Raw genomic sequence first — 24,851 nt, 5'->3', positions numbered from 1 at the left:
CACTTTTATTGTTCTTTTCCTGTATCATTTGAAGGTAGTTTCTTCGCTTGTTTTTCTTTAAATATTTCTCCAATTGCCCCAAGAGTACCAAGTGTTTCAATTGCATTAGACGGAATAAAGACTTTATTTGCTGGTCCTTTTGCAACTTCAGCTAATGACTCAAATGATTTGTAAGCAAGTATACGCTCATCCAAATTCGCTTCACGAAGCAATTCAATACGATTTTGTTCTGCTTTTGCAATTTCTTCAATTGCTCGTGCTTCCCCTTGTGCTTCTAATTCTTTTGCTTCTTTTATACCTTCAGCTTCGCGAATACGTGCTTCTTTATCCCCTTCAGCCATCAAGATTTTACTTTGCTTTTCTCCTTCAGCGCGAAGGACTTTATCTTGTTTTGCTGCTTCAGCTTCTAAAATAATCGCACGTTTATTACGCTCAGCCTTCATTTGTTTTTCCATTGATGCTTGCACATCTTTTGGCGGGTTAATATCAACAACTTCGACACGTTCAATACGTACGCCCCATTTTTCTGTTGCTTCATCAAGCGCTAAGCGGATTTCTGTTGAAATTTTTTCACGACCAGATAACGTTTCATCCAGTTCCATTTTACCGATGATTTGACGCATCGTTGCTGAAGTAATATTACGAACACCATATTCATAGTTTGAAATACCATATGTCGCAAGTTCTGGTTCAACAATTTGATAGAAAATAATTGTATCAATTTCTACTTGAACATTATCTTTCGTAATTACCTTTTGCGGTGGTACATTCGTTTGTTGAATGCGTAAGTCATGATATACACGAACACGATCTACAATTGGTATTAAAATATTTAACCCTGGGTGCATTATACGTTGAAACTTACCAAATCTTTCAACTACCCCAACTTTTTGCTGAGGAATAATTTTAATTGTTAATGCGATAAATGTAACTACAATTAGTGCGAATATAATCGTTAACGTTAATGCTACCATATTTATTCACTCTCCTTTTTCACTTGTAATATAGTACTATGCCTCTTTATAACAACGACTTTTTCTCCAGCATCAATTGAAGAATCTGCAATAGCTGTCCAAGTATCTCCATCCACCTTCACAATACCATTCGCTTCATTTGTAATCGCTTGCATAACAATCCCTCTTTTACCAACAAGCATATCTACTGTATCAGTAAAACCTTTTGCTTCTCGAAAGTTTTTTGAAATTCTTTTCGTAAAGAATGTCAAAGTTAAACTTACAATTGCACCAACAGTAACTTGTAACAGTAGTGCATCAGGAGCAAACAAAGCAATAAGACCTCCGACAACAGCTCCAATTCCAAGCCAAAGCATGTAAAATGTAATCGACAACATTTCCGCGATAAATAAAATACCAGCTATTATAAACCAAATTACCCAAGCAGCCATATGCAACCCTCACTTTCTTTCTCATTTTCTATATGTATATGAAGAAAAGAATGGTTTATCCGCCCTTTCTTACACTTGGGCGTTTGCTACAAGCTATTGTACATATTCACTGTTACAATGATCATTAATATAATACTATATCAATATATTCTTCATTATACATGAAAATCCCTTTCAAAAAGTGACAAAAAATTAAATTCTTTAAAAATTTTAATTTTTAAATTATAATTATTCTAATTACTAAATACTATTTTTTATAGAGGTGATATTCTTATTGAGAAACCTGTCACTAATCTACTATTTAGGTTCCAAAATATGCATTACTCTCGCTGACATCGTATATGTAATGATTATTACAACTCATATTTATATAGCAACTAAATCAGCTACTATTACTGCTCTTTTTCCATTATTACAAGTTATCACAAATTTAATTGCTAACATCTCTGCACCACTTATAATAAATCGTTTTCCATCTTATACGTTGTTATATATGCTCCAATGGCTGAAAACAGTCTTTTTACTATTATTAATGATTTTGTTCCCGGTCTCATCCACAAACATTATAGCTCTATTAACTTTTATTTTTGTCATTTCATTATGTAGTGGGTGGAGTGCTCCATTATTATACGGTATTCTTCCGCACCTTACACCGAAAGAAAAATTAGTAAAAGTAAATAGTATCTTTTCCTTTTCAACACAAATTGTGCAAGCCGTTGCTTATTCATTTACGAGTATTGTCGTTCTTCTCATTGGCGCTACTTCTACACTCATGATTAATAACATTTTGATGATTTTCGGATGCATTGCATTACATTTTTCATTACGTTCCATACATACTGAAAGAATAGCAGATTCCCCCTCTTCCAAAAGTACTGTTTTATTGGAAGGGTGGAAACTCCTATTTCAAAATCCTTCCCTCCGTACCGTTACATATATGGACTTAATTGAAACTTTCGCAGGGACAATATGGATTGGTGCTATTACGATGGCATACGTTACGACTATCCTTCATAAAGGCGAAGAATGGTGGGGATATATTAATACAAGTTATTATGTTGGCACGTTAATTGGTGGTCTATTGGCATGGAAAATGAGTTCCTATATTCAAAACAATTTAATACGATCTATGTCGATTGGCTCTCTTATATTTAGCATTCTTACATTTTTATATGGTATGACAAGCAGCGGATTTATTGCGCTTTTTCTATGTGTTCTAATGGGACCATGTTATCAAATTAGAGATATTTCCCAAACGACTGTTTTACAATCAAGTGTCGCCCCTGCTTTATTATCAAAAATGTATACCGCACATGGCGCACTTCTTTCAACAGCCTCTGGACTATCTATGCTTAGTGTTGGCATTATTACTGATATGTTCGGTGTTCGTACAATTTATATCATCGCTTCTATTCTTATTTTATGTTCCGCTTGTTTATCTTTTAGTTTATTAAAATATCATAAGACAGAGCAGAACGATATTTCACTTTAATCACTAAAACAAAAAGGACAGGGATTCCTGTCCTCTTTGTTTATTCTATTCATGATAAGTTGGGGATTTTTCTATGCTTTGTCGCTTGTTCAAAAGCATAAGCTAATTTAATTAATATCCCTTCACTAAAGGCAGTGCTTGCAATGGTAATTCCAAAAGGTCTCCCGCTTTCCATATACCCTGCTGGTATTGCTATAGACGGATAACCCGCTTTCGCACATATAGTAGAACCTATATAGGAAGGAAACAGTATCGCATCAAGATTATATTTTTCCAATGCAAAATCAATGCCTTGTTCTTGAGAAAAATATATATCTTCTAATCTCGCATTTAAATACTCTGGATTTCGTAACGTATTAGGAAAATCTTTTCTTCCCTCTAACTTAGTTTGTCCATATTTTAAAGCTCTTTCTGCTATGTTTTTATTAAACTCCATTAACTGCGAAATAGAATGTACCGGAATAGTAGAAGGTAATTTAGAAAGATAGTTATCTAAACTGTGCTTCAGTTCATAAAGCGGAACCCCCCAACTCCATTCTCTATGAAAAGAAGGAATATCAATATTTTCTACTACTGTCGCTCCTTCATTACGTAATACTTGGATCGTTTCCTTAAACAAGATTTCATCATACTCACCATTTTCGTAATAATCTTTTGGTGCATCGTTAAACACACCAATCTTCGCTCCATTTAAACCATTTGCATCAAGGTAAGATGTATAATCCCGATATGCCCTATTTTCACTTTTTCGAGTAACTACATCTTTCTCATCCACTCCAGTTAAACTCCCTAGCAAAATAGCAGCATCTGTTACCGTTCTAGCAAACGGTCCAGCTGTATCTTGCGAATAAGTAAATGGAATAATTCCTCTACGACTAATTAAACCAACAGTCGGTTTAATACCTACTACAGAATTTTGAACAGCGGGGCTCAAAATAGAAGCATCGGTTTCTGTCCCAACAGATACTACTGTAAAGTTAGCGGCAACTGCTATCGCAGATCCTGTACTAGATCCGCCAACAAACATATGGTCCTTGCCCGTTCCGTATGGATTGATTGTTTGACCACCTCTTGCACTATATCCAGCCCACATTTCAAAAGACATTGCATTTGCTAATTCTGTCATATTCGTTTTTCCAATTATCACTGTCCCTGCTTCTCGCAGTTTAGTAACGAGAAATGCATCTTCACTGCTTATATTTTGTTCTAGAGCTATTGTACCTGCACTTGTATGCATGGAGTCATTCGTTTCAATATTATCCTTAAGCAAAACAGGTATTCCATGCAATGGTCCCCTTACGCCTCTTGTCTTTCTTTCATAATCTAACGCTTCTGCAATAAAAATAGCATCTGGATTGATTTCTAAAATTGAATTAATTTTCGGTCCATCTTGATCATACTTTGCGATTCTATAGAGATAATACATTACTAGCTCTTTTGAAGTTAGCTTTCCAGATTCCATTTCATTTTGAATATCTTGAATTGTTAATTCCTTTTTTAAGATTGGATTAAACTGAATTTCCATTTATATTCTCCCTTATATGAACTTTTTTAGCGTATAACCCTTACTTTTTCAATTTTTCACCTCAACACATCCTAAATTAATATCCCTTTAAAGAAATTCAATTTCCTTATTTAAACACCTTTAATTTCCCGAAAAATAAAAAAAGTCTGAAACGGATTAACCTTCGCTTCAGACTCTTACATTACTGGGCATATACTTCATCTAACAAATATAAAAACTCACCTTGTTTCCCAGCTAATTCAGGGCATTTTGCAATATCAACCCATTCGTAGCAAAATACTAATCCTTTATCTTCCTCACCAGCACTTACAATATATTCCCAAGTATCCTTTACATCTGTTAGTAAAGTAACATGGAAAAAGTGGCGTTTTTCATATTCCTGTTTTTCTTTCATATGTATAATGTAATCTGCTAAAAAACGTTCTATGCATAAATGACGCAATCCGGATTCTTCCTGTACTTCACGCAATATAGCCGCTTCTAACGTTTCACCTTCATCAACCGTTCCTCCTGGCACTTGAATACCAGCTTCATGTATATCACGATGTTTAAAAACAAGTAATTGCATAACCCCCTCTTTTTCTCTTGTAATATATGCATGTACTTTTTTCTTATATAACATCGTCATTATACGTCTCTCCCCTCAATCATTTACTCTGTTACTTCTTCAAGCGTCAGTTGATTATCATACAAATATGTAGCTTGTGGATTTCCCACATACCTTACGTGCCATGGTTCATACCGATAGCCCGTAATCGTTTCTTTCGCTTTTGTGTATCGAATCACAAAACCAAATTTATGGGCATTTTCAGAAAGCCACTGACCTTCTTTCGTTTCCCCAAAAACCGTCTCTAACTGAAATTTAGCAGATTGAGACGTAATATCCATAGCTAATCCAGTTTGATGCTCACTTGTGCCAGGAACCGCGCTAGACATTGCTGTTTTTGCTTCCCCATCTTGTTTTTTATACATCGTATTTAATGCTTTTTGTCGATCAAAGGATCTAAATCCAGAAACTGCAAAAAGGAAAATATGCTCGTTGTCAGCCTGCTGAAACATATCCTCAAGCGCCCTCGCTGCCTCTTTTCTCATCTTTTTCTTTTCTTGATCACCTTCACTAGAATAGCGCACTTTCGGAATAACTAAATCTGGCGGTCTATACCCATCTGGTAAACGCCTACTTTTATTCACAAGTACAAGCATTGAATTCGGATTATTAATTACCGCAATATCCCCATCCATATTAGCAATCGTTTCTTTCGCTTTTGGAAATATGCTATTTACACTTACTTCCCGCGCCTGCTTATCCTTATACATTTTATAATTGATTCCTGCTACTCCAACAATAATTATTGCAGCTACAATACCAAGTAGTGCCCATCTTTTTTTCATATAACGACCTCTTATTTTAATAATTTGGCCATTTCATACTCATCGATGCACTTTCCATCGATAATAGAGCAGCTTTTTTGACACCTTCTTTCTCAAATCCAGCTTTTTTATATAGTGTCTGAGCTCTTGTATTGTGGGCCATTACTGTTAATTCTAAACGCCATACATCATGTAATTTTGCCCACTTCTCAACCTCTTTAAACAATCTCGTCCCAATACCTCGCCCGTTATACTCTTGCAAAATACCAATTACAATGGTTGCCACATGTCTCTTTCTTTGAATGTTATTTCCATTCACTAATATAAAACCTACTATCCTCTCATCTTCAACTGCTACAAATATTGTTGCATATTCATTTTCTATAAATCGATCGATTATTTTTTCTTGTTGCTCAGCTGTAGTTTTTCTTTCTCCTGGTTCATATAACATAAACTTCGTTTCTTCATCTAATTGCTTACTTAATTGTAAAAATGATGCTGCATCTTCTATTTCGATCTCTCTAATCACTTCAATCACCCTACCAGTTTCATAATAAAAAGTTTTCCTTATAAAAAGATTTTCTCTACTTTCTCGAAAATCCCTTTGTAAATCTCCTACTATAAATTGACAAATTTCGATATTACTATAACAACGACAAATTATGTCTATTCTGTGACATCTCACCATTACAAAGAAAAAACGCAAGCATTACACTTACGTTTTTCCAAGATTGAAGTGAGCTAATAATTATCGATAGATGTCCTGGCTAATTCACGTTTCACTTTATCCATTCACTTTTTCTGCCTGCCAAAAATATTCACCAAATGCTTTAGCAAGTGCATCAATTGATCGATTCAATTCTTCCTCCGTATTATCTACACCGCCAACTTCTATTAATATCGCTTGTCCTGATAGGTCTTGATTATAGATTCCATTTCCTGTCTGGAACCCTTTTTGAATGACCCCACGACTCACTCCTGGATATTTCTTATTAATCGCCTCATGTAAAGCTGTCGCTAATTGTAAGTTTTTTTCATAGTTTTTATTTCCTTTCCCTACTACAAATGCAAGCTTTGCATATGATTTATCTCCAATTGTTTTTGTCGTTACATTCTTTCGGGCACTATCACGATGCAAATCAAAAAAGTATTGAAGATCTTTATTTCCAGCCATAGCTTGCTGCACAATTTCTCGTGACATTTTATACGAACTATTACTATTTAAACCTTTACTTATTAACTTTTGACCAACATCACTCTTATCGTTAGTAGCTCCAATCCCTTCACCTTCTAGTTGTTCACGGAAACGGTCTCCTAATATAGAAATATTCGATACAGAACTCGTTGCTTTATTCGGATTCGGGTCATTCGTTAAGTTAAGTAAAGGTAAATAAGATTCCCAGCTATGTGTATGATAAATAAACGCAACTTGTCTCTTTCCAGTCGTTTGGGACGGCTTTTTTTTCTCTTTATTCGTATCTTGTTTAGGTGCTTGTCCAGTTCCACTAGTCCGTTCCTTCACTACTTCTTCAAGAGGAACACTCGACTCTATCGGTAAGTTAGAATAATTTGTACCCTCACCTGCAATAACAATTTCTGTATCGTACTTACCGAACCCGGGGAGCTCTTTCCCGACAAAACTGCGTACATCATTAAAGCGAATATTTGTAGCCATAGAAAAGAGAAAAGAAGAAATTGAAAAATCTTGATTCAAATTTCGATACTCCTGTGTAAAATAATGATTCTCTTTTCCAAGTACATACATGTAACCATTCATCGATAACTCATTTAACCAATTATATAAATACGTTGACTTTGTCTCTTTCATAGAGGTTACCATCAGACTAATAAGAAAAAAAGTCGCTAGCACTGTAGTAATAACAAATAAAACTAACTTACGCATATTTGTAAACTTCATAAAAAAAAAGCCCCGATTCATACTATCACCTCTCTATTTCAAGTTATGTACAAGCCCTAGAGAATAGACCGTTAAAATTTCGGCTATATTGTTAATGAGGTGAAATGAATTGAAGCTATTAATAGGAATATTACCAATCGCTCTATCATTCATTTTTTATTTGTCCGCTAAGCAACCAAAAATCTCTATTGTGCTACATATTTCTGCGTACTTGGCACTATATGTACTTGGTACAATTATTTCCATTTATATATACGATGTTTTAATACAAGATTTAGTTTTCATGACGAGCATTCATGGAATTTTACTGAATCCATTTTTCCTTATTGCAGGAGCGTATATAGGAACATACACTTTGTACCTACTTTTGTCTCACATTATTATGAAAATAAAAAATGGAGCGTAATGAAATGCAACCACCATTTATCTGTCATACATGCAAAAAAAGAATTGTGAGAAAGAAAGACCTTATTACAGCCACATGGTACTTCCGCTTTTATTTATTCCACAGTGATTGTTTTAAACGACAGCAAGTGTTTATCTCACGATTTCTCCCTGTGAATACACTTTTCAATTTCTTTCTTATTATATATGGACTTATTTTTGGCAGTATTCTTATGATTACAGAACCATCTATTATTTGGCTGACTTTCTTTTTTCCCATTTTTTATCGGTTTCTTTCTTATTATTATGTTGAACGTTTTTTCTCTACATAACGCGCAGACTGACCTCTCGGAATACTTAAACATTCCCACTCATTTTCTTTTAACATCTTCCCAATGTAAATAATCTGACCAATATGCAATGCATAATGAGAAATTTGCCTTTCAATTGCTTGCATGACAGTATGTGCTTCACCGCGAATGTATACCGTCTTCAATAAGTGTTCCGGCGTTAAAGTATTTATCGTATTAAAAACATATTTCCATCCTTCTTGCCAAGCTATAAGGGCTTCTTCTTTTGAATGATAGCATCCCTCAAATTCACCATCTCGATTACGATCTGTTTTTTCACCATCAGACGTTAAAAAATCCGTCCATCTAGAACGCATATTACCGTGCAGATGCTTAATAATAATCGCTATACTATTTGTTTCTTCATGAGAAGACCATTGTATTTGTTCATATGATAATTGAGAAAGTGCCAGTTCTCCTTGTTTCTTTATTGCTTTAAAGTTCGAAATCGCACATTGTAAATATTCTCGTCCGATATCCATATTAGTTCCTACCTTCACCCTAGCTAATTTTCGTTCCATTTGGCAATTCCATATTAGGCTGAAGCAACACAACATCATCAGCTTCAGGAACGCCGCCAAGCACAAGCACTTCTGATTTGAATCCAGCTACACGCTTCGGTGGAAAGTTTACAACAGCAACGATTTGTTGACCGATTAACTCTTCTGGCCTATACCTTTTCGTAATTTGAGCACTTGACTGCTTTATCCCGATTTCTCCAAAATCTATTGCTAGTTTAATCGCTGGTACTCTCGCTTCTTTAAATTCCTCTGCATGTATTACAGTTCCAATTCTCAAATCCAAATTTAAAAAATCTTCAAAATTAGCCATTTATCATTCCTCCCAAGTTATTACTTAGACAAAATACAAAAATCCCCTTCAAAAAAAGAAAGGTGCCTAAGCACCTTTCTTTTGTAATTCACTTGATTCATTTGATTTATAGAAGAAGAAACCGAGAATCCCGCCAATACATGATGGAATTAACCATCCGATTCCTTCGTTATATAACGGTAACATTTGTAGTACATTAGAAATCGCGTCAATTTTAATTTTCGCACTTTCTAAACCGTTAAAGAAACTAATTAACAATGCACCTAAAATAGCTCCAATATAAATTGTATTACGCTTCCCAATCCACTTATGGAAATACGAAAGTACGATTAATACAATTGCAACTGGATAAATGATCATTAACACAGGTAATGTTACTGCGATTAATTGTGTTAAACCTAGGTTAGATACAATTAAACTAAATACACATACCATTGTTACAATCGTTTTATGCGAAAGTTTTGGGAATAAGTTTGTAAAGAAACCTGCACACGCAGATGTTAACCCAACAGAAGTTGTTAAACAAGCGAGTATAATAACAAGCCCTAATAAAATTTTACCACTCGTCCCATATAGCTCATTTACAACATTCGTTAAAATAAGGCCACCGTTTTCTGAGATACCAAGTGATGTACTTGTTGAACCAAGATAAGCAAGTGATAAATAAATTAACGTTAAACCAAGTACAGCAATAATACCTGATACTACTGTTATTTTTGCAATTTGACTACTCTCTTTTATCCCTTTAGAGCGGATAACTTGTACAACGACAATTCCGAATACGAGCGCGCTAATTGCATCCATCGTTAAATATCCTTGAATAAATCCACCAAAGAAAGCATTTTCTTTGTAAGCAGCTAACGGCGCAGCTGGCTCTCCAATTGGATCAATAATTGCCTTTCCGACAATAACAGCGACAATTAATACTAATAATGGTGTAAGAAACTTTCCGAACCAATCTACTAATTTAGATGGATTTAATGATAAATACCACGTTATTCCGAAGAAAACTATCGTGAAAAGAAATAGCATGTACCACTCTGAAACCATTGCCTCTGATAAAAACGGCTTCATACCCATTTCAAACGAAACAGCTCCAGTACGAGGAATCGCGAAAAATGGTCCAATTGCTAAATAACTAATCAATGGGAAAATAAACGCAAATATAGGGTGGACTCTAGAAGATAGCGCTTTCAAGTCCCCCTCTACAAACGCGACAGCTGTTACAGCTAGTAGGGGTAATCCGACTCCCGTTACAAGGAATCCTATTGTAGCAATCCAAACATTCTCTCCTGCTTGTTGACCTAAAACTGGCGGAAAAATTAAATTTCCTGCTCCTAAAAATAATGCAAATAGCATTAAACCAATTGCTACCGTATCACCTGGCCTTAAACGTCCCTTCATGCTCTTTATTTGCATAGCACTTTTTCATTGTTTATCTCTATATTTTACAATATGCTATGCATCCTCCTCTCTGCTCAAGATGATAAAATATGCCCCTTACAAAGCAGTGTCTTTCTCCATAATTTCTCCATTCCCCTTATTTTTACTCTAATCATTAATACAATTGTTATTTTGAATTTTGATTTTTTTGAATTTTTAAATCATTAGAGTGTTATTACGTGGAGTATAGTTGTCAGACCTCTTTGTTTTTATCACACATATAGTAACATATTTAGTTGCAAAATAAAAACATATTTTCAAATTGATTTTTTTGAAAATCAAAATTATCTACATTTTTTATTCTCTTACACAAATATTGTTACAATCTCACTTATTACCCTATCGTTATTTCCAAATAACTTTACACACGTAACATAACAAAAGCCATCCATAAAGATGGCTTTTGTTATGTTACTCTATCGTTTCAACTTCACGTGGATTTTTCATCTCTTCCACATACACAACTCTAAATCCGTGATCTTCTAAATCTTTCAATAATGTCTCTAATTCACCGTCGTTAAACTCTTCTCCTAATGTAAACATAATTCTACGAACTAATAAGGCATCATTATCAAAAGTCATCAAACTTTGAATACCAGTATATTTCTTTAAAACTGTCGATAATTTTTGGATTGCTCCATTATAGTCTTGCGTTCCAATCATGACAGAGTATTTACTAGAGTGAACACCCCATGCATCCTCTAATAACTCAAAAACTTTTTTATGCGTTAAAATTCCAAGGAAAACCCCTTTTTCGTCAACTACTGATAAATAAGGCAATTTTTTTATTGTAAAAAATACTTTAAAGAAAGATGAATCTTCTCTCACAAATCCTTCTTTATCATTTAATAATTGTATTACACTCTCATCAAGTGATCCTTTATATTCTAAAATATCTACTTTATATATATTTCCTAAAAATTTCTCTTTTCTTTCATCTAAAACTGGTACACAACGATACCCGGTTTTATTTAAATGCTCTAACGCTTCCCCAATCGTAATCGAACTTGAGCACAGTAAAACTTCCCTTTTCGGCACGTAATTCCCTTTAATCCTCATAAAAAGCCTCCTTATGTTAAAATACTTTCTGTGCCATAACTATATTATATTTTCAGAAAAAAATAAATAATTTATTTTATTTTTCTGAAAATTATTCATTTTCTTGTCATAATTTATTCATGAATCCTTCACTTGTATATTTTTGCTATCAAATCTTCTCTCTGAATTACTAAATGAAAAATATATTGTAACTTCTTTCAAAAAAAGCTAAAATAAGAATAAGAATTTTCTGAATATTCTAAGAGTAGGTGGTTATATGTCCTTATTACGCTCACATATATGTAAATTTATAATTGGTGTTATTTTTATTTTTGCCATAAGTCCTATTCCAGCTCTTTTTATTACACACAATTACTCTTATCAAAATGGATTTATTAGCATTTTTCAAAACTTCGCACAGCTTTCTTCTATATCAATTCCAAAGGTTGATTGGATGCATGAATCTATCTTTTTCTCAGCAAACCAAATGATACATACTTCTAATCATTCAACTCCATTATTCCCTTACATATGGGAAATATATTTTATATCGATTGTTCGTTTTACTTTTACCCTTGCGATCGGATTTTTCATAAGTTTGGGTATCGGCCATTTATTTTTCAAAGTACCTAACTCGTTTAAAAAGTTTACTACTGTATTGAAATGGATACCTTACTCTTTTTGCACTGTAGTATTACAATGTTCAGTCTTATTACTACTTCTATACATCGCACAATTTATAAACCTTCCTTACTACTCATCATTTATCATCGTATGTAGTACTTCCATGATTATCGTTATGCAAGCAGTAAAAAAATGGATTCCTTTCTTAAAAAACACAAATGAATATGAAATAAAACATGATTCTTTTCTTGTAGACACATTGTTTTTAGCGCTTACTTCAAATCATAAATCAATTTTAGGTTCCATTATTCTTTCATTCGTTTTTATGGAATGCGTTTTTCATGCAAATGGCCTGTTACAATTTATCGTTCAATTTGGCGGAAATTCACCCATAATTGTTACAATCGGCTTATTACTACTCTATATCCCATATAGCATACTTTCTTTCCTTCAAACACTATGGACCACAAACTACTCCAAGCAACAGTCATACACTTTAACGAGAAGTGTTCCAAAACCTTAATTTAAAATAACCCTCTATAATCTAAAAGTAGGGGGTTATTCCTTTTGTATAGCGGACAAAATAACAGCAAATTCAAAAACTATTACAGAAACATACCAATATTTGCCCTTTTCCTTTGACTATTCTTTTCATTTGGATTTATTATAAAAGTATAACATAATTGCAGGAGGTGACATCTTTATTCCAAACCTTGGAATGGAGAACACACTTGGACATATTAAATATTTTTCTCATCTTTGTACTTATTCTTATTTCTGGCTTTTTCGTTGCATCAGAATTCGCTGTTGTAAAAGTACGAAAAAGTCGAATTGACCAACTTGCAAATGAAGGTAATAAACAAGCTTTAGCTGCAAGAAGCGTCCTATCTAATTTAGATGTTTATTTATCAGCTTGTCAGCTCGGAATTACAATCACTTCTTTAGGACTTGGTTGGCTTGGTGAACCGACTGTGGAACATATACTACGACCGCTCTTTGAAAAAATTAATATTACTGGAACAATGGCTAACACTTTATCTTTTGTTATTGCTTTTAGTGTTATTACATTTTTCCACGTTGTATTAGGTGAATTAGTTCCAAAGTCTTTCGCAATTCAAAAAGCAGAAGCAATCACACTCAAATTTGCAAGACCGCTTATTTTATTTGATAAAATTATGTATCCATTCATTTGGCTACTCAATAGTACAGCTATATTTTTCACAAAACTACTCGGATTAGAACCTGCGAAGGAAAGTGAACTTGCTCATTCTGAAGAGGAATTGCGACTCATTTTAGGTGAAAGTTTTAAAAGCGGTGAAATAAACCAAACCGAATATAAATATGTAAATAACATTTTTGAATTTGATGATCGAGTTGCGAAAGAAATTATGGTTCCTCGTACCGAAATGATTTGCTTGTCTACTGAAAATACGTTAGAAGAAAATATGGATATCGTCGCTACTGAAAAATATACACGCTATCCAATCATTGAAAAAGATAAAGATGATATCATTGGGATGATCAATACGAAAGAAGTATTCCATGATCAAACGAAAGGTATTTATAAACCACTTGAATCTTATATACATCCTGTTCTAACTGTATTTGAAACAGTTCCAATTCGTAAAACGTTAGTCCACCTTCAAAAAAATCGCGTTCAGATGGCAATCGTTATGGATGAATATGGTGGTACTGCCGGACTTTTAACGATGGAAGATATTCTTGAAGAAATCATTGGAGAAATTCAAGATGAATTCGATGCTGATGAATCACCTATGATTGAAAAGCGTACACCTAAGCTTACTGTTTTAGATGGAAAGGTGCTTATTTCTGAAGTAAATGATATGTTTGGCCTACATATTGATGATAGTGATTTAGATACAATCGGAGGATGGCTTCTCTCTCAAGCAGTTGACTTAAATATTGAAGCTGGTTATTTCATTGAATATGCTGGTTTTCAATTTAAAGTATTAGAACTTGATGGACATCAAGTCAAAAAAGTTGCTGTACATAAACTAGATATTAAAAAGGAGCTATAAAGTGACTGTTTTATTAACAATTTGTATCATTGCCTGTTTCATTGTTTCATTTCTTGCATTTATTTATCCAATTATCCCTGGCATACTAGCTGTATGGGCTGGATATTTGATTTACCATTTCGGTATAAATGGAGGAGAATTAACAACTTCTTTTTGGATTATTCAAGTCATTTTCACTTTTTTCATTTTCGTTGCTGATTTTATTGCAAATGGATATTTCTTAAAAAAATACGGTAGTTCTAAATGGGGCGAACGTGTCGGAATGATTTCTATCATTGTCGGATCGTTCTTCTTCCCACCATTCGGACTTATTATCATACCGTTCTTATCAGTATTTATAACCGAACTAGTACATAAAAAAGCGCCAAAAGATGCCTTTCTAGTTGGAGTCGCTACTGTAGTTGGTTTTTTAAGCAGTACAGTAGCGAAAGCAATTCTCCAAATCATTATGATTATCATCTTCGTATGTTATATCATCTTTTAACCATCCTGACTTCGGGATGGTTTTTTAATATGCAATACCTACTCGACTATTTTCATATATGTTTTTCTTACATAGATCCCATGCAAAGTGTGCTGTATCACCCACTGTAATTTTCACTCCACCTTCTGGCAGTATATCTCTTTCAGTTCGATATACCTCTGTCACATCACCGTCTATTAAATGTGTCGGACAAACGACGGTCCAATATAGATTACTATTACTAAGTGCCTCATATGCAGCTAAATGATCTTCCGCTGCCGTTGTCGTTTTCCTTTTTGATTCCGTTGATTGAAAACGATATAAATTTAGATCTGTTCTTGCTTGTAAAATACCAGCTGTTCCTATTGTTATGATCCTACGAACCCCTTCTTCTTCCATTTGCTTAATAATTTGTGGCATACTCTTCGCTAATGTTCCATTTTGATCCGTTCCAAGTGCACTAATTACTATATCGCTTCCTTTTATCACTTTATTTATATCATTTTCGTTCAATACATTACCTTCTATCACTCGTAACCTTTCATGTTGTATTTCTATTCTATTTAAATCACGCGCTAATGCAGTCACTTCAGCTGAATCCTTTAATGCTAAATTAATTATGTTTGAACCTACTCGTCCTGTTGCTCCCAATATACATACTTTCATTTGTTTTCCCCCTCTTTCATTCTCTTTCTATTTTTCAATAATCTCAATCAATTTACAACAAAAAAGCTTCCTCATATATAAGAGGAAGCTTTATTATTACTTTATTTCTTTTCTTTAGAATCAGTAGACTTCTCGGTTCCGCTTGTTTCTTTATCCTTTTTGTCTTCTTGTTGTGTTGTTGTGTCGTCTTCTTTCTTCTTGTCCTCACCTTTACTACAACCTACCATTAATAAAGAACTTGCAAGTGCCATAGCAGTTAATGATTTAACCCATTTGTTCATTTGCGTTTCCTCCTTGTGATAGAATATGTACAACCTCATATTACTCTCTATTTTTAAAGGAGAGATTGAAAAACAGTAAATATACGGTAAATTTTTGTAAATTTTCTGATAACAAAAACCTAATTTTAATTTATATATTTCATTTCCAATCGATACACAATAAAACTAGTTTTTTTCTCTCAATGGACGTAAAAAAACTAAGGCGCATACCATTTCGCCTTAGTTTCTCATGCAAACTTTTCATTTTCATATAGATGTGTAATCTTATATTCCTTCTTCATAACATATTGCCACACACTATAAGCATAACGGTTCATTTTCAAGAAACAATTTTCCAAAAATGAGCGAAACTCTGGATTAGCAACTTCCACTGCAACTTGAGCAAACTTTAAAGCTAACCGTTTTAAATGCGAAATATAACAAGTTGCAATATAAATATCTCCTGTATATTTACTATCGGTTTCCTTTTCCATTTCATGAAAATGAAATGCAATCGGTTCACAAGTTATATGCTGTACATTCTCTCCTTCTTGAAAATTCACTTGTTCATTATAAGCTTGCAACATATATGGTAAGTGATGCTGTAATAGCTCCTTTAATTCTCCGTCTCTTACTTCTCCTGTATACTCCCCAACCTTATTTATAAGCATATAACTATACCTCATTAATTCTTTCATACAATCCATGAAAGTGCCCCCCTTCTTTTTGTCTATATGCTATAAATATGATGCTATAACATTTGCTATTCTTGCTAAAAACCAATCCCATTTACTTATTTTCTCAAAATCTTCTTCCGAAAATCTTTTTGATTTATGAAAGTCTTCTTTTAATCGGTTCCATACGTCCGCTGTTACTCCCTTATCATAGATAATACAATTAGACTCCGTATTTAAATAAAAACTTCTATTATCAAAGTTTGCGGTACCAATATCAACAATTTCCCCATCAATGATTGTTACTTTCCCATGAAAAAAACCATTCTGATATTGATAAATCTCCGCTCCAGCATGTAACATATCTTTCAAATATGGATAGGCAGCTTGTTTTAACAATACGGCATCACTTTTAAATGGCACGAGAATTTTTACATTAACACCACGATTTAATGCAGCTTTTAACTCTTTCACCATTTCTTTACTTGGTACAAAATATGGTGTAGCGATAATTAAAGACTTTTTAGACTTTTTTAAAAGTGCCCCATACTTTTCCCATAAGCCTTTTCCATTTGAAAATAAATATTGATATTTCACATTCCCTAATGTAGGTATACTTTCATGTATAGGCATTTTTTCTCCTGTATCTTCTTTCCAATCTTCGGCGAATTTTCTTTCCATATCCGCTGCACCCTCACCATGGATGCGCACGTGATAATCACGCCATGGCCCAAACTTTGGATTTTGTCCAAGGTACTCCTTTCCGATATTAAAGCCACCGACGTATGATACCTTTCCATCTATCGTAACAATACGTCTATGATTCCGTTGATGCAAAGAATAGAACAAATTTTTCAGCTTCGGTTTTTTACTAAATGTAAACTTCACATCGTTTTCCTTTAATCGGCTAATTACCTTTTTCTTCAGCTTATATCCACCTATCCGATCGACTGACAATTTCACTTCTACTCCGCTAGATGCTTTTTTCTCTAATAACTGTAAAAACTCTTCGCTTATTTCATCTTTTCCTACAATATAAAAATGGATATATATATACTTTTCTGCATCGTTTATATCCTCAAATAATTTTCTATATAACTCTTCACCGTTCGTATATAGTTGAAATTCACCTAATCGAACTTTTCCTAATTCATATTCACTAGCCATTTCCTTCCCCATTTCCACATCGATGTTCATCCAAATGAATACACCTATTAAACAAAGGATTATAGCGAAAAAGCGCTTCATGGATAAATTCCTTTCTCCACTTACTGTTATTTCTATATCTTCCCTTTTTTATTACATTATCATTCAAGAAAATATGTCATTGCATGATATATGTCCATATCAAACAATAGCTCATTTGCATATTGTATGTTGTATCTTAAAATAAAAGGAGGAAATAACAATGGGCTTCGCACATGGTAATGGATTTGCGCTATTAGTCGTATTATTTATCCTCTTAATCATCGTCGGTGCTGCTTGCTTCTGCTAAGTAGCTACTGTCATATGATATGTGGATGAAAAAACTATAAAAGCGGACACCTATTTTTAGGTGTCCGCTTTTCATTTTAAAACCATTTCCGACTGCTATAGTAACTTAAATAGCTAAATATTCATCTCAAAAGGTTAACAATGTGGCTACTTTCTTACTCTCTGCCTTACGTATATGACGCTGTTCTGCACGTAACACAGCAATACGATGTAATTCTTTCTCTTCTTCTGTTTCAGGGATAACACGCGGTACTGGAACTGGATTATTTCCCTTACTAAGTGCCACAAAAGTAACGAATGACGTTGCCGCTATACGCTTCTCACCTGAAATTAAATCTTCAGCTACTACCTTCACAAACACTTCCATCGAAGTTCTTCCCGTCCAAATTACGAAAGATTCATAACTAACACAATCTGAAGAACGAACAGGATGTAAGAAATCGACCCAGTCCATAGATGCTGTGACACATTCCTTTCTCGAATGTCTGGATGCTGAAATAGAAGCAACCATATCCATCTCCGCTAATATCTTCCCACCAAATAGCGTGTTATGATCATTTAAATCTGTTGGGAATACTCGGCTCGTTTTGAACACCCTTGACTCATTGGCTGTTTTCCCCTTTACTTCTGTCATTGTTATCACCCCTTTAATGATTTATCCCTAATATTTCAATAATCACTATACTAAATGAACTACACGTTTAATATTAACAACATTCAGAACTTTTAGTCCACAAAAAAGAACCGATTTTATCAATCGGCTCCTCTAAATACATATTGTTCTTTCGGCTGTTCAACTTTATTCCATTTTGTTACTTCTAATACAGGAATATTCGCATGAAACGGCTGATAAAACTCAGTAGTTATCTCTCCTTCTACTTGAATCCAGTCATCATTATTCCACTCTACGCCTTCTGGCTTTTTCACTAACATACCATACACACCAGAATCTGCTACGCAATGTATAATACCGAAACGGAATAAGAAGTATTGTTCTTTTTTAGAAGAATCATCCCTAAAAACAAACCCTTTAAAAGATAATTTTTTCCCAGTAAACTCGCCAGGATAATTATAAATTGTTTCCATACCCTTTAGGAAGTCTTCATCTTTCAAATTAATATTGTCTTTCGTAACAAACTCTTTCTTCCCTTTTTCCATTACACCACGGTATCCTTCTTTCCCGTAATAAATGCTCGTATCAGGTCTTAGGAATTGTCTTGTCATAAATGGATCCTTACTTTCTGCTTGTGCAACAGGAAAGTGAAATCCTTTCGCTTTAACAATATCCGAATCTAACGTCGCAATTGGGAAAAATAACCCTGAGATAATTGGAAAACAAAATAATGAGTATGAAAATGCTTTTTTCCACCATGTATTCTCATCTTTTGAATGATCATGCCCGCAATGGCTATGGTCACAACTACAATCATTTTTCTCTTTTTCCTTTTGGTGCTCTTTTTGGAAAACGACGATAATTTGTACAATCGTTAAGAAACCTAAAATAATTGCTGCTGTTGTTGATAAATAGGCATACTTCATATTGATATACTTCGTAATGTTACCGGAAATATGAAGCTGCGCAATTAATATTGTAAAACCTAATAATATATATGCTCGAAACATAACCTACCACCCCATCGCATAAATGAGTAGTGAGCTTGCATAAACAACAAGAGTAACTGTAACTGTAACAACAATTACAAATTTCGTTTTAAATGTCGCAAGCATCATAAACATATTTTTAATATCCACCATCGGTCCGTAAACGAGAAACGCGACAAGTGAAGCTGTTGAAAACGTACTTTGGAACGAAGAAGCGATAAATGCATCTGCCTCTGAACAAAGTGATAAAATGTAAGCAAGTCCCATCATAACAGCTGATGAAGAAAACGGACCTTGTCCAATAGCAAGAAGTGTTGAAGTTTGTACAAACGTTTGTACCGCTGCTGCAATTAACGCACCTAGTACTAAATATTTTCCCATCGAGAAGAATTCCTCAACAGCGTGTGTACATACATCCCACATTTTTTTACGTAATGGACGCTTATTATTCACTTCCGGGAAGTGATTATCTCTTAATTGATGTTCTTTAAACATAAAGGATAATATAATTCCAACGATAATGGCGACGATAATCGCTACAATAGAACGATACCATACCATGTGCATACTACTCCCAAAGGCAACATAAGTAGCAAATAATACAACTGGGTTAATAATAGGTCCAGTTAACATAAATGCAATCCCTGCGTATGGCGGAACGCCTTTTCCGATTAATCGTCTTACAATCGGAACAATTCCACATTCACAACCTGGAAACAACATGCCTAAAAAAGTAGCTAATAAAACAGACAGAAATCGGTTCTTCGGCATCCATTTTGCCACCATATCTTCTGTCACGAACATTTGAATGAATCCTGAAATAAATACACCAATGAGCACAAACGGAAGTGCTTCGATTAATATGGAGATAAAAATTGTATTCATTTGCAGGAATGCTTTCGGTAATTGAAACAATTCCATGATGTATTTCCTCCAACTTTTCATTAACAATATGTAATTTTAACCCCATTTCATTAATTGAACAAGGTTTATATGGAATACATACCCTTTATATACATTACATTGTACAAGTTATATTCTATTCAAAATTTGAGATTTCATAGCAAAAAAGCTGCTCTAGCGTAGTTGTATAACTATGCTAGAGCAGCTTTCTTATCGTTAAAAGTAACGTTTCTTCCAAAAAACAAAAGCTAACGTGAAAGATAGTGTTACACATATGATGAGTACAATTACAAAACCGTGTGCTTCCCCTTCAAACGGAACCTTTACGTTCATTCCAAAGAAACTAGAAACCATAGTCGGTAAAGATAAAATGATCGTAATTGACGTTAACAGTTTCATAACACTATTTAAATTATTTGATATAACAGAGCTAAAAGTATTCATCATTCCACTTAAAATGTGACTATATATTTCCGCCATTTCAATAGCCTGTTTATTTTCAATTAATACATCTTCTAATAAATCTTGATCGTCTTCATACATTTTTAAAAATGTACTATTACGCATTAACTTTTGAATTACAATTTTATTAGCCTTTAATGACGTTGTAAAGTATACTAAACTTTTCTCAAGGCCTAATAATGTGAAAATCTCTTTATTTTTCATTGACTGATTTAATTGATGCTCTAAATCAATTGTTTTTCGATTTATTTGCTTTAAGTATCTTAAATAATAAGTAGAAATCGTATATAAGAGCTGAAGTGCAAAGCGCGTCTTCTTAAACGTATAAAATTCTTTAATACGTTGATTAATAAAACGTTCAAAAATTGGATTCTCTTCTAAGCAGATTGTAACAAAACAATCCGGCATCACAATCATACCTATTGGAATCGTGTCATAAATCGAATTTCCTTCTTCGTCATGTCTAACTGTCGGAATATCCACGATAATTAAAGTATTATTGTCTTCCTTTTCAATACGAGAGCGTTCTTCATCATCCAAAGGGTCTTTAATGAAATCTAAGTCTACATTTAAAGTTTGTACTAGATATTGAATTTCTTCTTCTGTTGGATGAAGTACATTAATCCAGCACCCCTTTTGCATTTCCTCAATCTCTTGTAGTTTTCCGTTTCGGTCTGTTAAATATATATTTAACATACTATCACCCCGATTCTTTTTACATGTAGGAATCTACCTCTCTTAAATCACAGTTTTTAAACCGCCATTCTCAGCATATGAAACATACGTTTAAATTTCAATAGAAAAATTATTTTGAAAACGTTTTTATAGGAAAAATATTATAAAGTGAAACTTTAATCAGTAGGTGGCTTTATCCCCCGCTGATTATTAGCCCTCACAAATCGGGCTTTTACGGGTAGCCCGCCCCCCAACCAAACTTCTTTTCTTTCGCTGTATTTTGAGGTGAGGGTCTCAATGCCCGTTAAAGCGGGATAAACATAGAAAAAGACAGAGTGCTCTCTGCCTTAAAAGCTTATGTTGCCTTTATAACATATTTAGAAAGCATCCACAAGTTAAACCCGACTGAAATCGTATAGCCCACGTATGTTGAAATGATAAAACTTACATAATCGAAATACGGAAGCAATACAATATTTAAAACTATCTTTACAATAATTCCAATCACTAGTCCTAGCACCGTCTTCTGCTGTTGATTGATTCCTTGTAGCATAGCAGCCGTTACTGTAAAAAGAGAAAATAGTATGCAAGCAGGAGCATAATACTGTAAAATGATTCTCCCCATCTCTGGATCATTTCCAGCACCGAATAAAAGAGTATATACAGGTTTGGCTAACACCATCATTCCAATTGCCGCCGGTACCGTAATCGCTACTACTAATACATTTGTTCTCGTAAAATGTTTGTACAATAGCTTCGTATTTCCTGCTGTGTAAGCTTTCGTCATCTCTGGTACGAGAGACATACTAAAAGCAGTGGCAACAGATACCGGGATGAGCACAACCATTTGAACAAGACCAATTATCGCATTAATTTTTTCCGCTTCTCCTTGCATATATCCTATTTGTATAAGTAGTTTATTTATTGTAAATGTATCAATCGTCTGATACAACGGAATTGCTAAGCCCACCACAACAAAAGGAATAGAATATGTAAAGAGCTCCTTATAAAGCGAGAAAAAAGATTTCGTTGTTTGTGGTATACTTGCCATTTCTTTTTTCTTTAAGTGCCTTCTCCTTCTCATATAATACGCACTTAAAACAGTTAATCCACCTACCGCTCCCATAAAGGCACCAAATGTTGAAATACCAACCGCTAGCGAGACAGATGCTTTTAAAATATATAAAACGACAAAGCTTCCTATTAAAATTGTTAAAACCCGAAAAAATTGCTCTACAACTACACTTAATGCAGAAGGCCCCATCGATTGGAATCCTTGAAAGAAGCCCCTTAATAAACTCATTACTGGCACAAGTATTAACGCAAAACTTACAATTCGAATATTAGTAGTAACCGCTCCTACACTATTCCCCGTTTGATCATTCCCATCGATGACAAGCTTAGCTAAATGCGGAGCTAGCATATATAACGCAAAACACGAAATGACTCCCATTATAAACATAAACACGATTCCACTTTTCAACACTCTCTTAACCGTATGATAATCATTCAGTTGATCATATTTTGATACCATTTTTGAAACTGCAAGTGGTAATCCCATTGTCGCAATGCTGAGCATAATTGTATAGGGGCGATATGCATACGTATATAAAACGTACCCACTCGTACCGACCATTGCTGTAAATGGTATGACATATATAAATCCTAACATTTTTGATATCATCGTTGCCATCGTTAAAAATATCGTTCCACGTATAAACGGTGACCCTCTCATCACATTCCTCCGCTACGCTTTATTATTATACATTATGGACAACTCTTTTTTTTTAGAACTGAACCGAAACAAATAAAAAAAGCCAATGAAAAATCATTGACTTTAACGCGCTGCTTTTTTCTTTTTGAAATACTTTAAACCAAAGTATAGAGCAATAAAAAGAACAGCTCCTATAATTATGTAATGTGTGTAATCAGATGCATACTCTTTAATTTGTCGCCAATTCCCACCAAGTTTTTCACCTAAGTATATAAATAGAATTGACCACGGAATGATCGCTACAACCGTATAAAGTGTAAATAGTTTTAATGGCATCTTAGCTAGTCCTGCTGGAATAGAGATCGCATGACGTACTACTGGGATAAAGCGTGCAGAAAATATTACGCCTGCTCCATAACGCTTAAACCAACCTTCCGCTATGTCTAAATGATGTTTATTAATAAGTAAATATTTCCCATATTTTTCTACAACCGGACGCCCTCCGTAGTATCCAAGCCAGTATAAAAAGATTTGTGCTAAAGTACCACCAATCGTTCCGGCGATAACTGCACCAACAAAACTAATTTTACCATTCGCTACTAAAAAGCCAGCATACGAAAGTACAATTTCACTTGGGATTACTTCAATCATTAAAGCAAGAGCTACTCCAAAGTAACCTAAGCTTGCAAAAAATTGCAATAACTGATCTATTATGTTTGCTAACATGTTCTTTTTTATCTCCTTTTTTCTTCACATACCATCCCATTATTACATAAAGGCTGCAATCTGCCAATATCTTCATTTTAACAATATGTACAATTCAAGCAGGATTAATCTATTAATTTCTCTTTCTGCGGGTCTTTCATGTAGGCAAACATCTCTTTAATTTGGTCTTCTGTATTTCTAGCAATTGATAAATTAGGCAATTCATTTTCACCAAAAAACTCCACCTCTTCTGTTTCAATACTAGTTTTCTTTTCTCCACCAATAATCTCGCATCCAATGAAAATCTTATATACATGCGTCGCCGATGGAGAGGGTTGATGTTTTTCTTTATCAAATATAGCTAGTAACTTAAAATGATCTACCTCATAACCAGTCTCTTCGAAAACCTCTTTTGCTGCAACTTCGGTTGGCGTATAACCGACATCAGCCCATCCACCTGGCAATGCCCATTTCCCATCGCTTTTTTCTTTCACAAATAATAACTTTTCATTTTGAAAAACAACCGCTCTTATATCAACTTTAGGTGTTTGATAGCCTGTCTCACTTGCAAATAAATTCTCTACGACTTCCCAATCTGTTTTCGTGTAATGTGACATCATTGAAATAGAAATATCTCGTAATTGCTGGAAACGCTCAATATCATACACATCCTTAGAATACGTTAAACCCGCTTGAGCTATAGATTGTATTTGTTTTACCCAATCAATCCATTTAATCGTCATATATCCGCATCCCCATTCTCTATCAAATATATTACTTCATTTTTATTGATACATCTTTATTATACAAAAA

28 protein-coding genes and 1 pseudogene are annotated in these 24,851 nt (G+C 34.1%); 7 read left to right on the top strand and 22 right to left on the bottom strand.

Annotated features, from left to right (window positions below):
• Nucleotides 1–5 precede the first annotated feature (5 nt).
• The gene (locus MR136_RS13545) at nt 6–974 is read right to left on the bottom strand and encodes an SPFH domain-containing protein (protein WP_000226252.1); all 969 of its coding nucleotides are present in this window, start codon (nt 972–974) and stop codon (nt 6–8) included.
• 2 nt (nt 975–976) lie between these two features.
• The gene (locus MR136_RS13540; RefSeq protein ID WP_000741976.1) at nt 977–1,405 is read right to left on the bottom strand and encodes an NfeD family protein; all 429 of its coding nucleotides are present in this window, start codon (nt 1,403–1,405) and stop codon (nt 977–979) included.
• A gap of 274 nt (nt 1,406–1,679) precedes the next feature.
• On the opposite strand from MR136_RS13540, the gene MR136_RS13535 reads away from it, so the two are divergent.
• Nucleotides 1,680–2,897 (top strand): MFS transporter, encoded by a 1,218-nt coding sequence (locus tag MR136_RS13535; RefSeq protein ID WP_242259469.1) that lies wholly within the window; start codon nt 1,680–1,682, stop codon nt 2,895–2,897.
• Nucleotides 2,898–2,946: 49 nt separating this feature from the next.
• On the opposite strand, the gene MR136_RS13530 is transcribed toward MR136_RS13535, so the two are convergent.
• The 5 genes and pseudogenes from MR136_RS13530 to spoIIP all read right to left on the bottom strand — a co-directional run bounded on the left by MR136_RS13530 (nt 2,947) and on the right by spoIIP (nt 7,732).
• Entirely contained in the window at nt 2,947–4,422 is a 1,476-nt protein-coding gene (locus MR136_RS13530; protein ID WP_242259468.1) for an amidase family protein, read from the bottom strand.
• A gap of 181 nt (nt 4,423–4,603) precedes the next feature.
• A complete protein-coding gene (locus tag MR136_RS13525; protein ID WP_088351432.1) occupies nt 4,604–5,050 on the bottom strand; it encodes an NUDIX hydrolase in 447 nt (148 codons plus the stop codon).
• Nucleotides 5,051–5,073: 23 nt separating this feature from the next.
• Nucleotides 5,074–5,814, bottom strand: a complete 741-nt coding sequence (locus MR136_RS13520; RefSeq protein ID WP_088351431.1) for a M15 family metallopeptidase — start codon at nt 5,812–5,814, stop codon at nt 5,074–5,076.
• A gap of 11 nt (nt 5,815–5,825) precedes the next feature.
• Nucleotides 5,826–6,322, bottom strand: a pseudogene (locus tag MR136_RS13515) (GNAT family N-acetyltransferase).
• Between the two features lie 255 nt (nt 6,323–6,577).
• On the bottom strand, nt 6,578–7,732 hold the full coding sequence (spoIIP, locus tag MR136_RS13510; RefSeq protein ID WP_242259467.1) for a stage II sporulation protein P: 1,155 nt from the start codon (nt 7,730–7,732) through the stop codon (nt 6,578–6,580).
• Between the two features lie 88 nt (nt 7,733–7,820).
• Between spoIIP and MR136_RS13505 the strand changes: the two genes are divergently transcribed.
• Together MR136_RS13505 and MR136_RS13500 are read left to right on the top strand one after the other, a co-directional pair.
• Nucleotides 7,821–8,117: a hypothetical protein gene (locus tag MR136_RS13505; RefSeq protein WP_242259466.1), complete on the top strand. Its 297-nt coding sequence runs from the start codon at nt 7,821–7,823 to the stop codon at nt 8,115–8,117.
• Nucleotides 8,118–8,121: 4 nt separating this feature from the next.
• Nucleotides 8,122–8,427 carry a hypothetical protein gene (locus MR136_RS13500; protein ID WP_002164560.1) on the top strand — a complete coding sequence of 102 codons (306 nt, stop codon included), beginning with the start codon at nt 8,122–8,124 and terminating at the stop codon, nt 8,425–8,427.
• Here MR136_RS13500 and MR136_RS13495 read toward each other — a convergent pair.
• The 4 genes from MR136_RS13495 to cbpA form a co-directional block, all read right to left on the bottom strand.
• Nucleotides 8,400–8,966, bottom strand: a complete 567-nt coding sequence (locus tag MR136_RS13495) for a DUF1572 domain-containing protein (RefSeq protein ID WP_242259465.1) — start codon at nt 8,964–8,966, stop codon at nt 8,400–8,402. The two genes, MR136_RS13500 and MR136_RS13495, sit on opposite strands and share 28 nt — an antisense overlap.
• Nucleotides 8,947–9,276 (bottom strand): chaperone CsaA, encoded by a 330-nt coding sequence (csaA, locus tag MR136_RS13490; protein ID WP_001263014.1) that lies wholly within the window; start codon nt 9,274–9,276, stop codon nt 8,947–8,949. Before csaA ends, MR136_RS13495 begins: the two co-directional genes overlap by 20 nt.
• 66 nt (nt 9,277–9,342) lie before the next feature.
• A complete protein-coding gene (gene brnQ4 / locus MR136_RS13485; RefSeq protein WP_011110049.1) occupies nt 9,343–10,680 on the bottom strand; it encodes a branched-chain amino acid transport system II carrier protein BrnQ4 in 1,338 nt (445 codons plus the stop codon).
• 450 nt (nt 10,681–11,130) lie between these two features.
• A complete protein-coding gene (cbpA, locus tag MR136_RS13480; protein WP_242259463.1) occupies nt 11,131–11,778 on the bottom strand; it encodes a cyclic di-AMP binding protein CbpA in 648 nt (215 codons plus the stop codon).
• Nucleotides 11,779–12,034: 256 nt separating this feature from the next.
• Between cbpA and MR136_RS13475 the strand changes: the two genes are divergently transcribed.
• The 3 genes from MR136_RS13475 (at nt 12,035) to MR136_RS13465 (ending at nt 14,904) form a co-directional block, all read left to right on the top strand.
• A complete protein-coding gene (locus tag MR136_RS13475; RefSeq protein ID WP_000055265.1) occupies nt 12,035–12,904 on the top strand; it encodes a hypothetical protein in 870 nt (289 codons plus the stop codon).
• Between the two features lie 208 nt (nt 12,905–13,112).
• Nucleotides 13,113–14,420 (top strand): hemolysin family protein, encoded by a 1,308-nt coding sequence (locus tag MR136_RS13470; RefSeq protein WP_000353737.1) that lies wholly within the window; start codon nt 13,113–13,115, stop codon nt 14,418–14,420.
• A gap of 1 nt (nt 14,421) precedes the next feature.
• Nucleotides 14,422–14,904, top strand: coding sequence for a DUF456 domain-containing protein (locus tag MR136_RS13465; protein ID WP_000217332.1), 483 nt, complete (start codon nt 14,422–14,424; stop codon nt 14,902–14,904).
• A gap of 24 nt (nt 14,905–14,928) precedes the next feature.
• On the opposite strand, the gene MR136_RS13460 is transcribed toward MR136_RS13465, so the two are convergent.
• From MR136_RS13460 to cls, 4 genes are all read right to left on the bottom strand, one after another.
• A complete protein-coding gene (locus MR136_RS13460) occupies nt 14,929–15,549 on the bottom strand; it encodes an NAD(P)-dependent oxidoreductase (protein WP_000861657.1) in 621 nt (206 codons plus the stop codon).
• A 101-nt stretch (nt 15,550–15,650) separates the two neighbouring features.
• Complete coding sequence (locus tag MR136_RS13455; RefSeq protein ID WP_001045960.1) at nt 15,651–15,830, bottom strand: hypothetical protein; 180 nt, start codon at nt 15,828–15,830, stop codon at nt 15,651–15,653.
• A 227-nt stretch (nt 15,831–16,057) separates the two neighbouring features.
• Nucleotides 16,058–16,516, bottom strand: a complete 459-nt coding sequence (locus MR136_RS13450; RefSeq protein ID WP_061457089.1) for a spore coat protein — start codon at nt 16,514–16,516, stop codon at nt 16,058–16,060.
• A 30-nt stretch (nt 16,517–16,546) separates the two neighbouring features.
• Nucleotides 16,547–17,731: a cardiolipin synthase gene (gene cls, locus MR136_RS13445; RefSeq protein ID WP_242259462.1), complete on the bottom strand. Its 1,185-nt coding sequence runs from the start codon at nt 17,729–17,731 to the stop codon at nt 16,547–16,549.
• 160 nt (nt 17,732–17,891) lie between these two features.
• On the opposite strand from cls, the gene MR136_RS13440 reads away from it, so the two are divergent.
• Entirely contained in the window at nt 17,892–17,978 is an 87-nt protein-coding gene (locus MR136_RS13440; RefSeq protein ID WP_000505094.1) for a YjcZ family sporulation protein, read from the top strand.
• Nucleotides 17,979–18,104: 126 nt separating this feature from the next.
• Here MR136_RS13440 and MR136_RS13435 read toward each other — a convergent pair whose 3' ends face one another.
• The 7 genes from MR136_RS13435 to MR136_RS13405 form a co-directional block, all read right to left on the bottom strand.
• Complete coding sequence (locus tag MR136_RS13435) at nt 18,105–18,611, bottom strand: acyl-CoA thioesterase (RefSeq protein ID WP_053564687.1); 507 nt, start codon at nt 18,609–18,611, stop codon at nt 18,105–18,107.
• 119 nt (nt 18,612–18,730) lie between these two features.
• Nucleotides 18,731–19,600 carry a TIGR03943 family putative permease subunit gene (locus MR136_RS13430; RefSeq protein WP_000488059.1) on the bottom strand — a complete coding sequence of 290 codons (870 nt, stop codon included), beginning with the start codon at nt 19,598–19,600 and terminating at the stop codon, nt 18,731–18,733.
• Nucleotides 19,601–19,603: 3 nt separating this feature from the next.
• On the bottom strand, nt 19,604–20,500 hold the full coding sequence (locus MR136_RS13425) for a permease (RefSeq protein ID WP_016081955.1): 897 nt from the start codon (nt 20,498–20,500) through the stop codon (nt 19,604–19,606).
• 198 nt (nt 20,501–20,698) lie between these two features.
• Nucleotides 20,699–21,640 carry a magnesium transporter CorA family protein gene (locus MR136_RS13420; protein ID WP_000932389.1) on the bottom strand — a complete coding sequence of 314 codons (942 nt, stop codon included), beginning with the start codon at nt 21,638–21,640 and terminating at the stop codon, nt 20,699–20,701.
• A gap of 334 nt (nt 21,641–21,974) precedes the next feature.
• Nucleotides 21,975–23,354 carry a putative polysaccharide biosynthesis protein gene (locus MR136_RS13415; RefSeq protein ID WP_242259461.1) on the bottom strand — a complete coding sequence of 460 codons (1,380 nt, stop codon included), beginning with the start codon at nt 23,352–23,354 and terminating at the stop codon, nt 21,975–21,977.
• 102 nt (nt 23,355–23,456) lie between these two features.
• Nucleotides 23,457–24,059, bottom strand: coding sequence for an undecaprenyl phosphate transporter UptA (gene uptA / locus MR136_RS13410; protein WP_000880691.1), 603 nt, complete (start codon nt 24,057–24,059; stop codon nt 23,457–23,459).
• A 104-nt stretch (nt 24,060–24,163) separates the two neighbouring features.
• Nucleotides 24,164–24,781 carry an NUDIX hydrolase N-terminal domain-containing protein gene (locus MR136_RS13405; RefSeq protein ID WP_000153591.1) on the bottom strand — a complete coding sequence of 206 codons (618 nt, stop codon included), beginning with the start codon at nt 24,779–24,781 and terminating at the stop codon, nt 24,164–24,166.
• Between the last annotated feature and the right edge of the window lie 70 nt (nt 24,782–24,851).

This window comes from Bacillus cereus group sp. BfR-BA-01311, assembly GCF_022664295.1.
GTDB classification, from domain to species: Bacteria; Bacillota; Bacilli; order Bacillales; family Bacillaceae_G; genus Bacillus_A; species Bacillus_A cereus.
Note: the sequence above shows the minus strand (reverse complement) of the source record. Positions and strands in the feature narration are given on the sequence as shown.

Bases quoted from the DNA above. Each gene is read 5' to 3' on its own strand.
- MR136_RS13435 (WP_053564687.1), bottom strand. From the start codon at position 18,611: ATGACAGAAGTAAAGGGGAAAACAGCCAATGAGTCAAGGGTGTTCAAA.
- MR136_RS13425 (WP_016081955.1), bottom strand. From the start codon at position 20,500: ATGGAATTGTTTCAATTACCGAAAGCATTCCTGCAAATGAATACAATT.
- MR136_RS13440 (WP_000505094.1), top strand. From the start codon at position 17,892: ATGGGCTTCGCACATGGTAATGGATTTGCGCTATTAGTCGTATTATTT.
- MR136_RS13450 (WP_061457089.1), bottom strand. From the start codon at position 16,516: ATGGATTGTATGAAAGAATTAATGAGGTATAGTTATATGCTTATAAAT.
- csaA (WP_001263014.1), bottom strand. From the start codon at position 9,276: ATGGCTAATTTTGAAGATTTTTTAAATTTGGATTTGAGAATTGGAACT.
- MR136_RS13545 (WP_000226252.1), bottom strand. From the start codon at position 974: ATGGTAGCATTAACGTTAACGATTATATTCGCACTAATTGTAGTTACA.
- MR136_RS13540 (WP_000741976.1), bottom strand. From the start codon at position 1,405: ATGGCTGCTTGGGTAATTTGGTTTATAATAGCTGGTATTTTATTTATC.
- MR136_RS13475 (WP_000055265.1), top strand. From the start codon at position 12,035: ATGTCCTTATTACGCTCACATATATGTAAATTTATAATTGGTGTTATT.
- cbpA (WP_242259463.1), bottom strand. From the start codon at position 11,778: ATGAGGATTAAAGGGAATTACGTGCCGAAAAGGGAAGTTTTACTGTGC.
- MR136_RS13520 (WP_088351431.1), bottom strand. From the start codon at position 5,814: ATGAAAAAAAGATGGGCACTACTTGGTATTGTAGCTGCAATAATTATT.
- uptA (WP_000880691.1), bottom strand. From the start codon at position 24,059: ATGTTAGCAAACATAATAGATCAGTTATTGCAATTTTTTGCAAGCTTA.
- brnQ4 (WP_011110049.1), bottom strand. From the start codon at position 10,680: ATGAAGGGACGTTTAAGGCCAGGTGATACGGTAGCAATTGGTTTAATG.
- cls (WP_242259462.1), bottom strand. From the start codon at position 17,731: ATGAAGCGCTTTTTCGCTATAATCCTTTGTTTAATAGGTGTATTCATT.
- MR136_RS13405 (WP_000153591.1), bottom strand. From the start codon at position 24,781: ATGACGATTAAATGGATTGATTGGGTAAAACAAATACAATCTATAGCT.
- MR136_RS13495 (WP_242259465.1), bottom strand. From the start codon at position 8,966: ATGGAACGAAAATTAGCTAGGGTGAAGGTAGGAACTAATATGGATATC.
- MR136_RS13500 (WP_002164560.1), top strand. From the start codon at position 8,122: ATGCAACCACCATTTATCTGTCATACATGCAAAAAAAGAATTGTGAGA.
- MR136_RS13455 (WP_001045960.1), bottom strand. From the start codon at position 15,830: ATGAACAAATGGGTTAAATCATTAACTGCTATGGCACTTGCAAGTTCT.
- MR136_RS13530 (WP_242259468.1), bottom strand. From the start codon at position 4,422: ATGGAAATTCAGTTTAATCCAATCTTAAAAAAGGAATTAACAATTCAA.
- MR136_RS13415 (WP_242259461.1), bottom strand. From the start codon at position 23,354: ATGAGAGGGTCACCGTTTATACGTGGAACGATATTTTTAACGATGGCA.
- MR136_RS13525 (WP_088351432.1), bottom strand. From the start codon at position 5,050: ATGACGATGTTATATAAGAAAAAAGTACATGCATATATTACAAGAGAA.
- spoIIP (WP_242259467.1), bottom strand. From the start codon at position 7,732: ATGAATCGGGGCTTTTTTTTTATGAAGTTTACAAATATGCGTAAGTTA.
- MR136_RS13430 (WP_000488059.1), bottom strand. From the start codon at position 19,600: ATGTTTCGAGCATATATATTATTAGGTTTTACAATATTAATTGCGCAG.
- MR136_RS13460 (WP_000861657.1), bottom strand. From the start codon at position 15,549: ATGAAAGTATGTATATTGGGAGCAACAGGACGAGTAGGTTCAAACATA.
- MR136_RS13420 (WP_000932389.1), bottom strand. From the start codon at position 21,640: ATGTTAAATATATATTTAACAGACCGAAACGGAAAACTACAAGAGATT.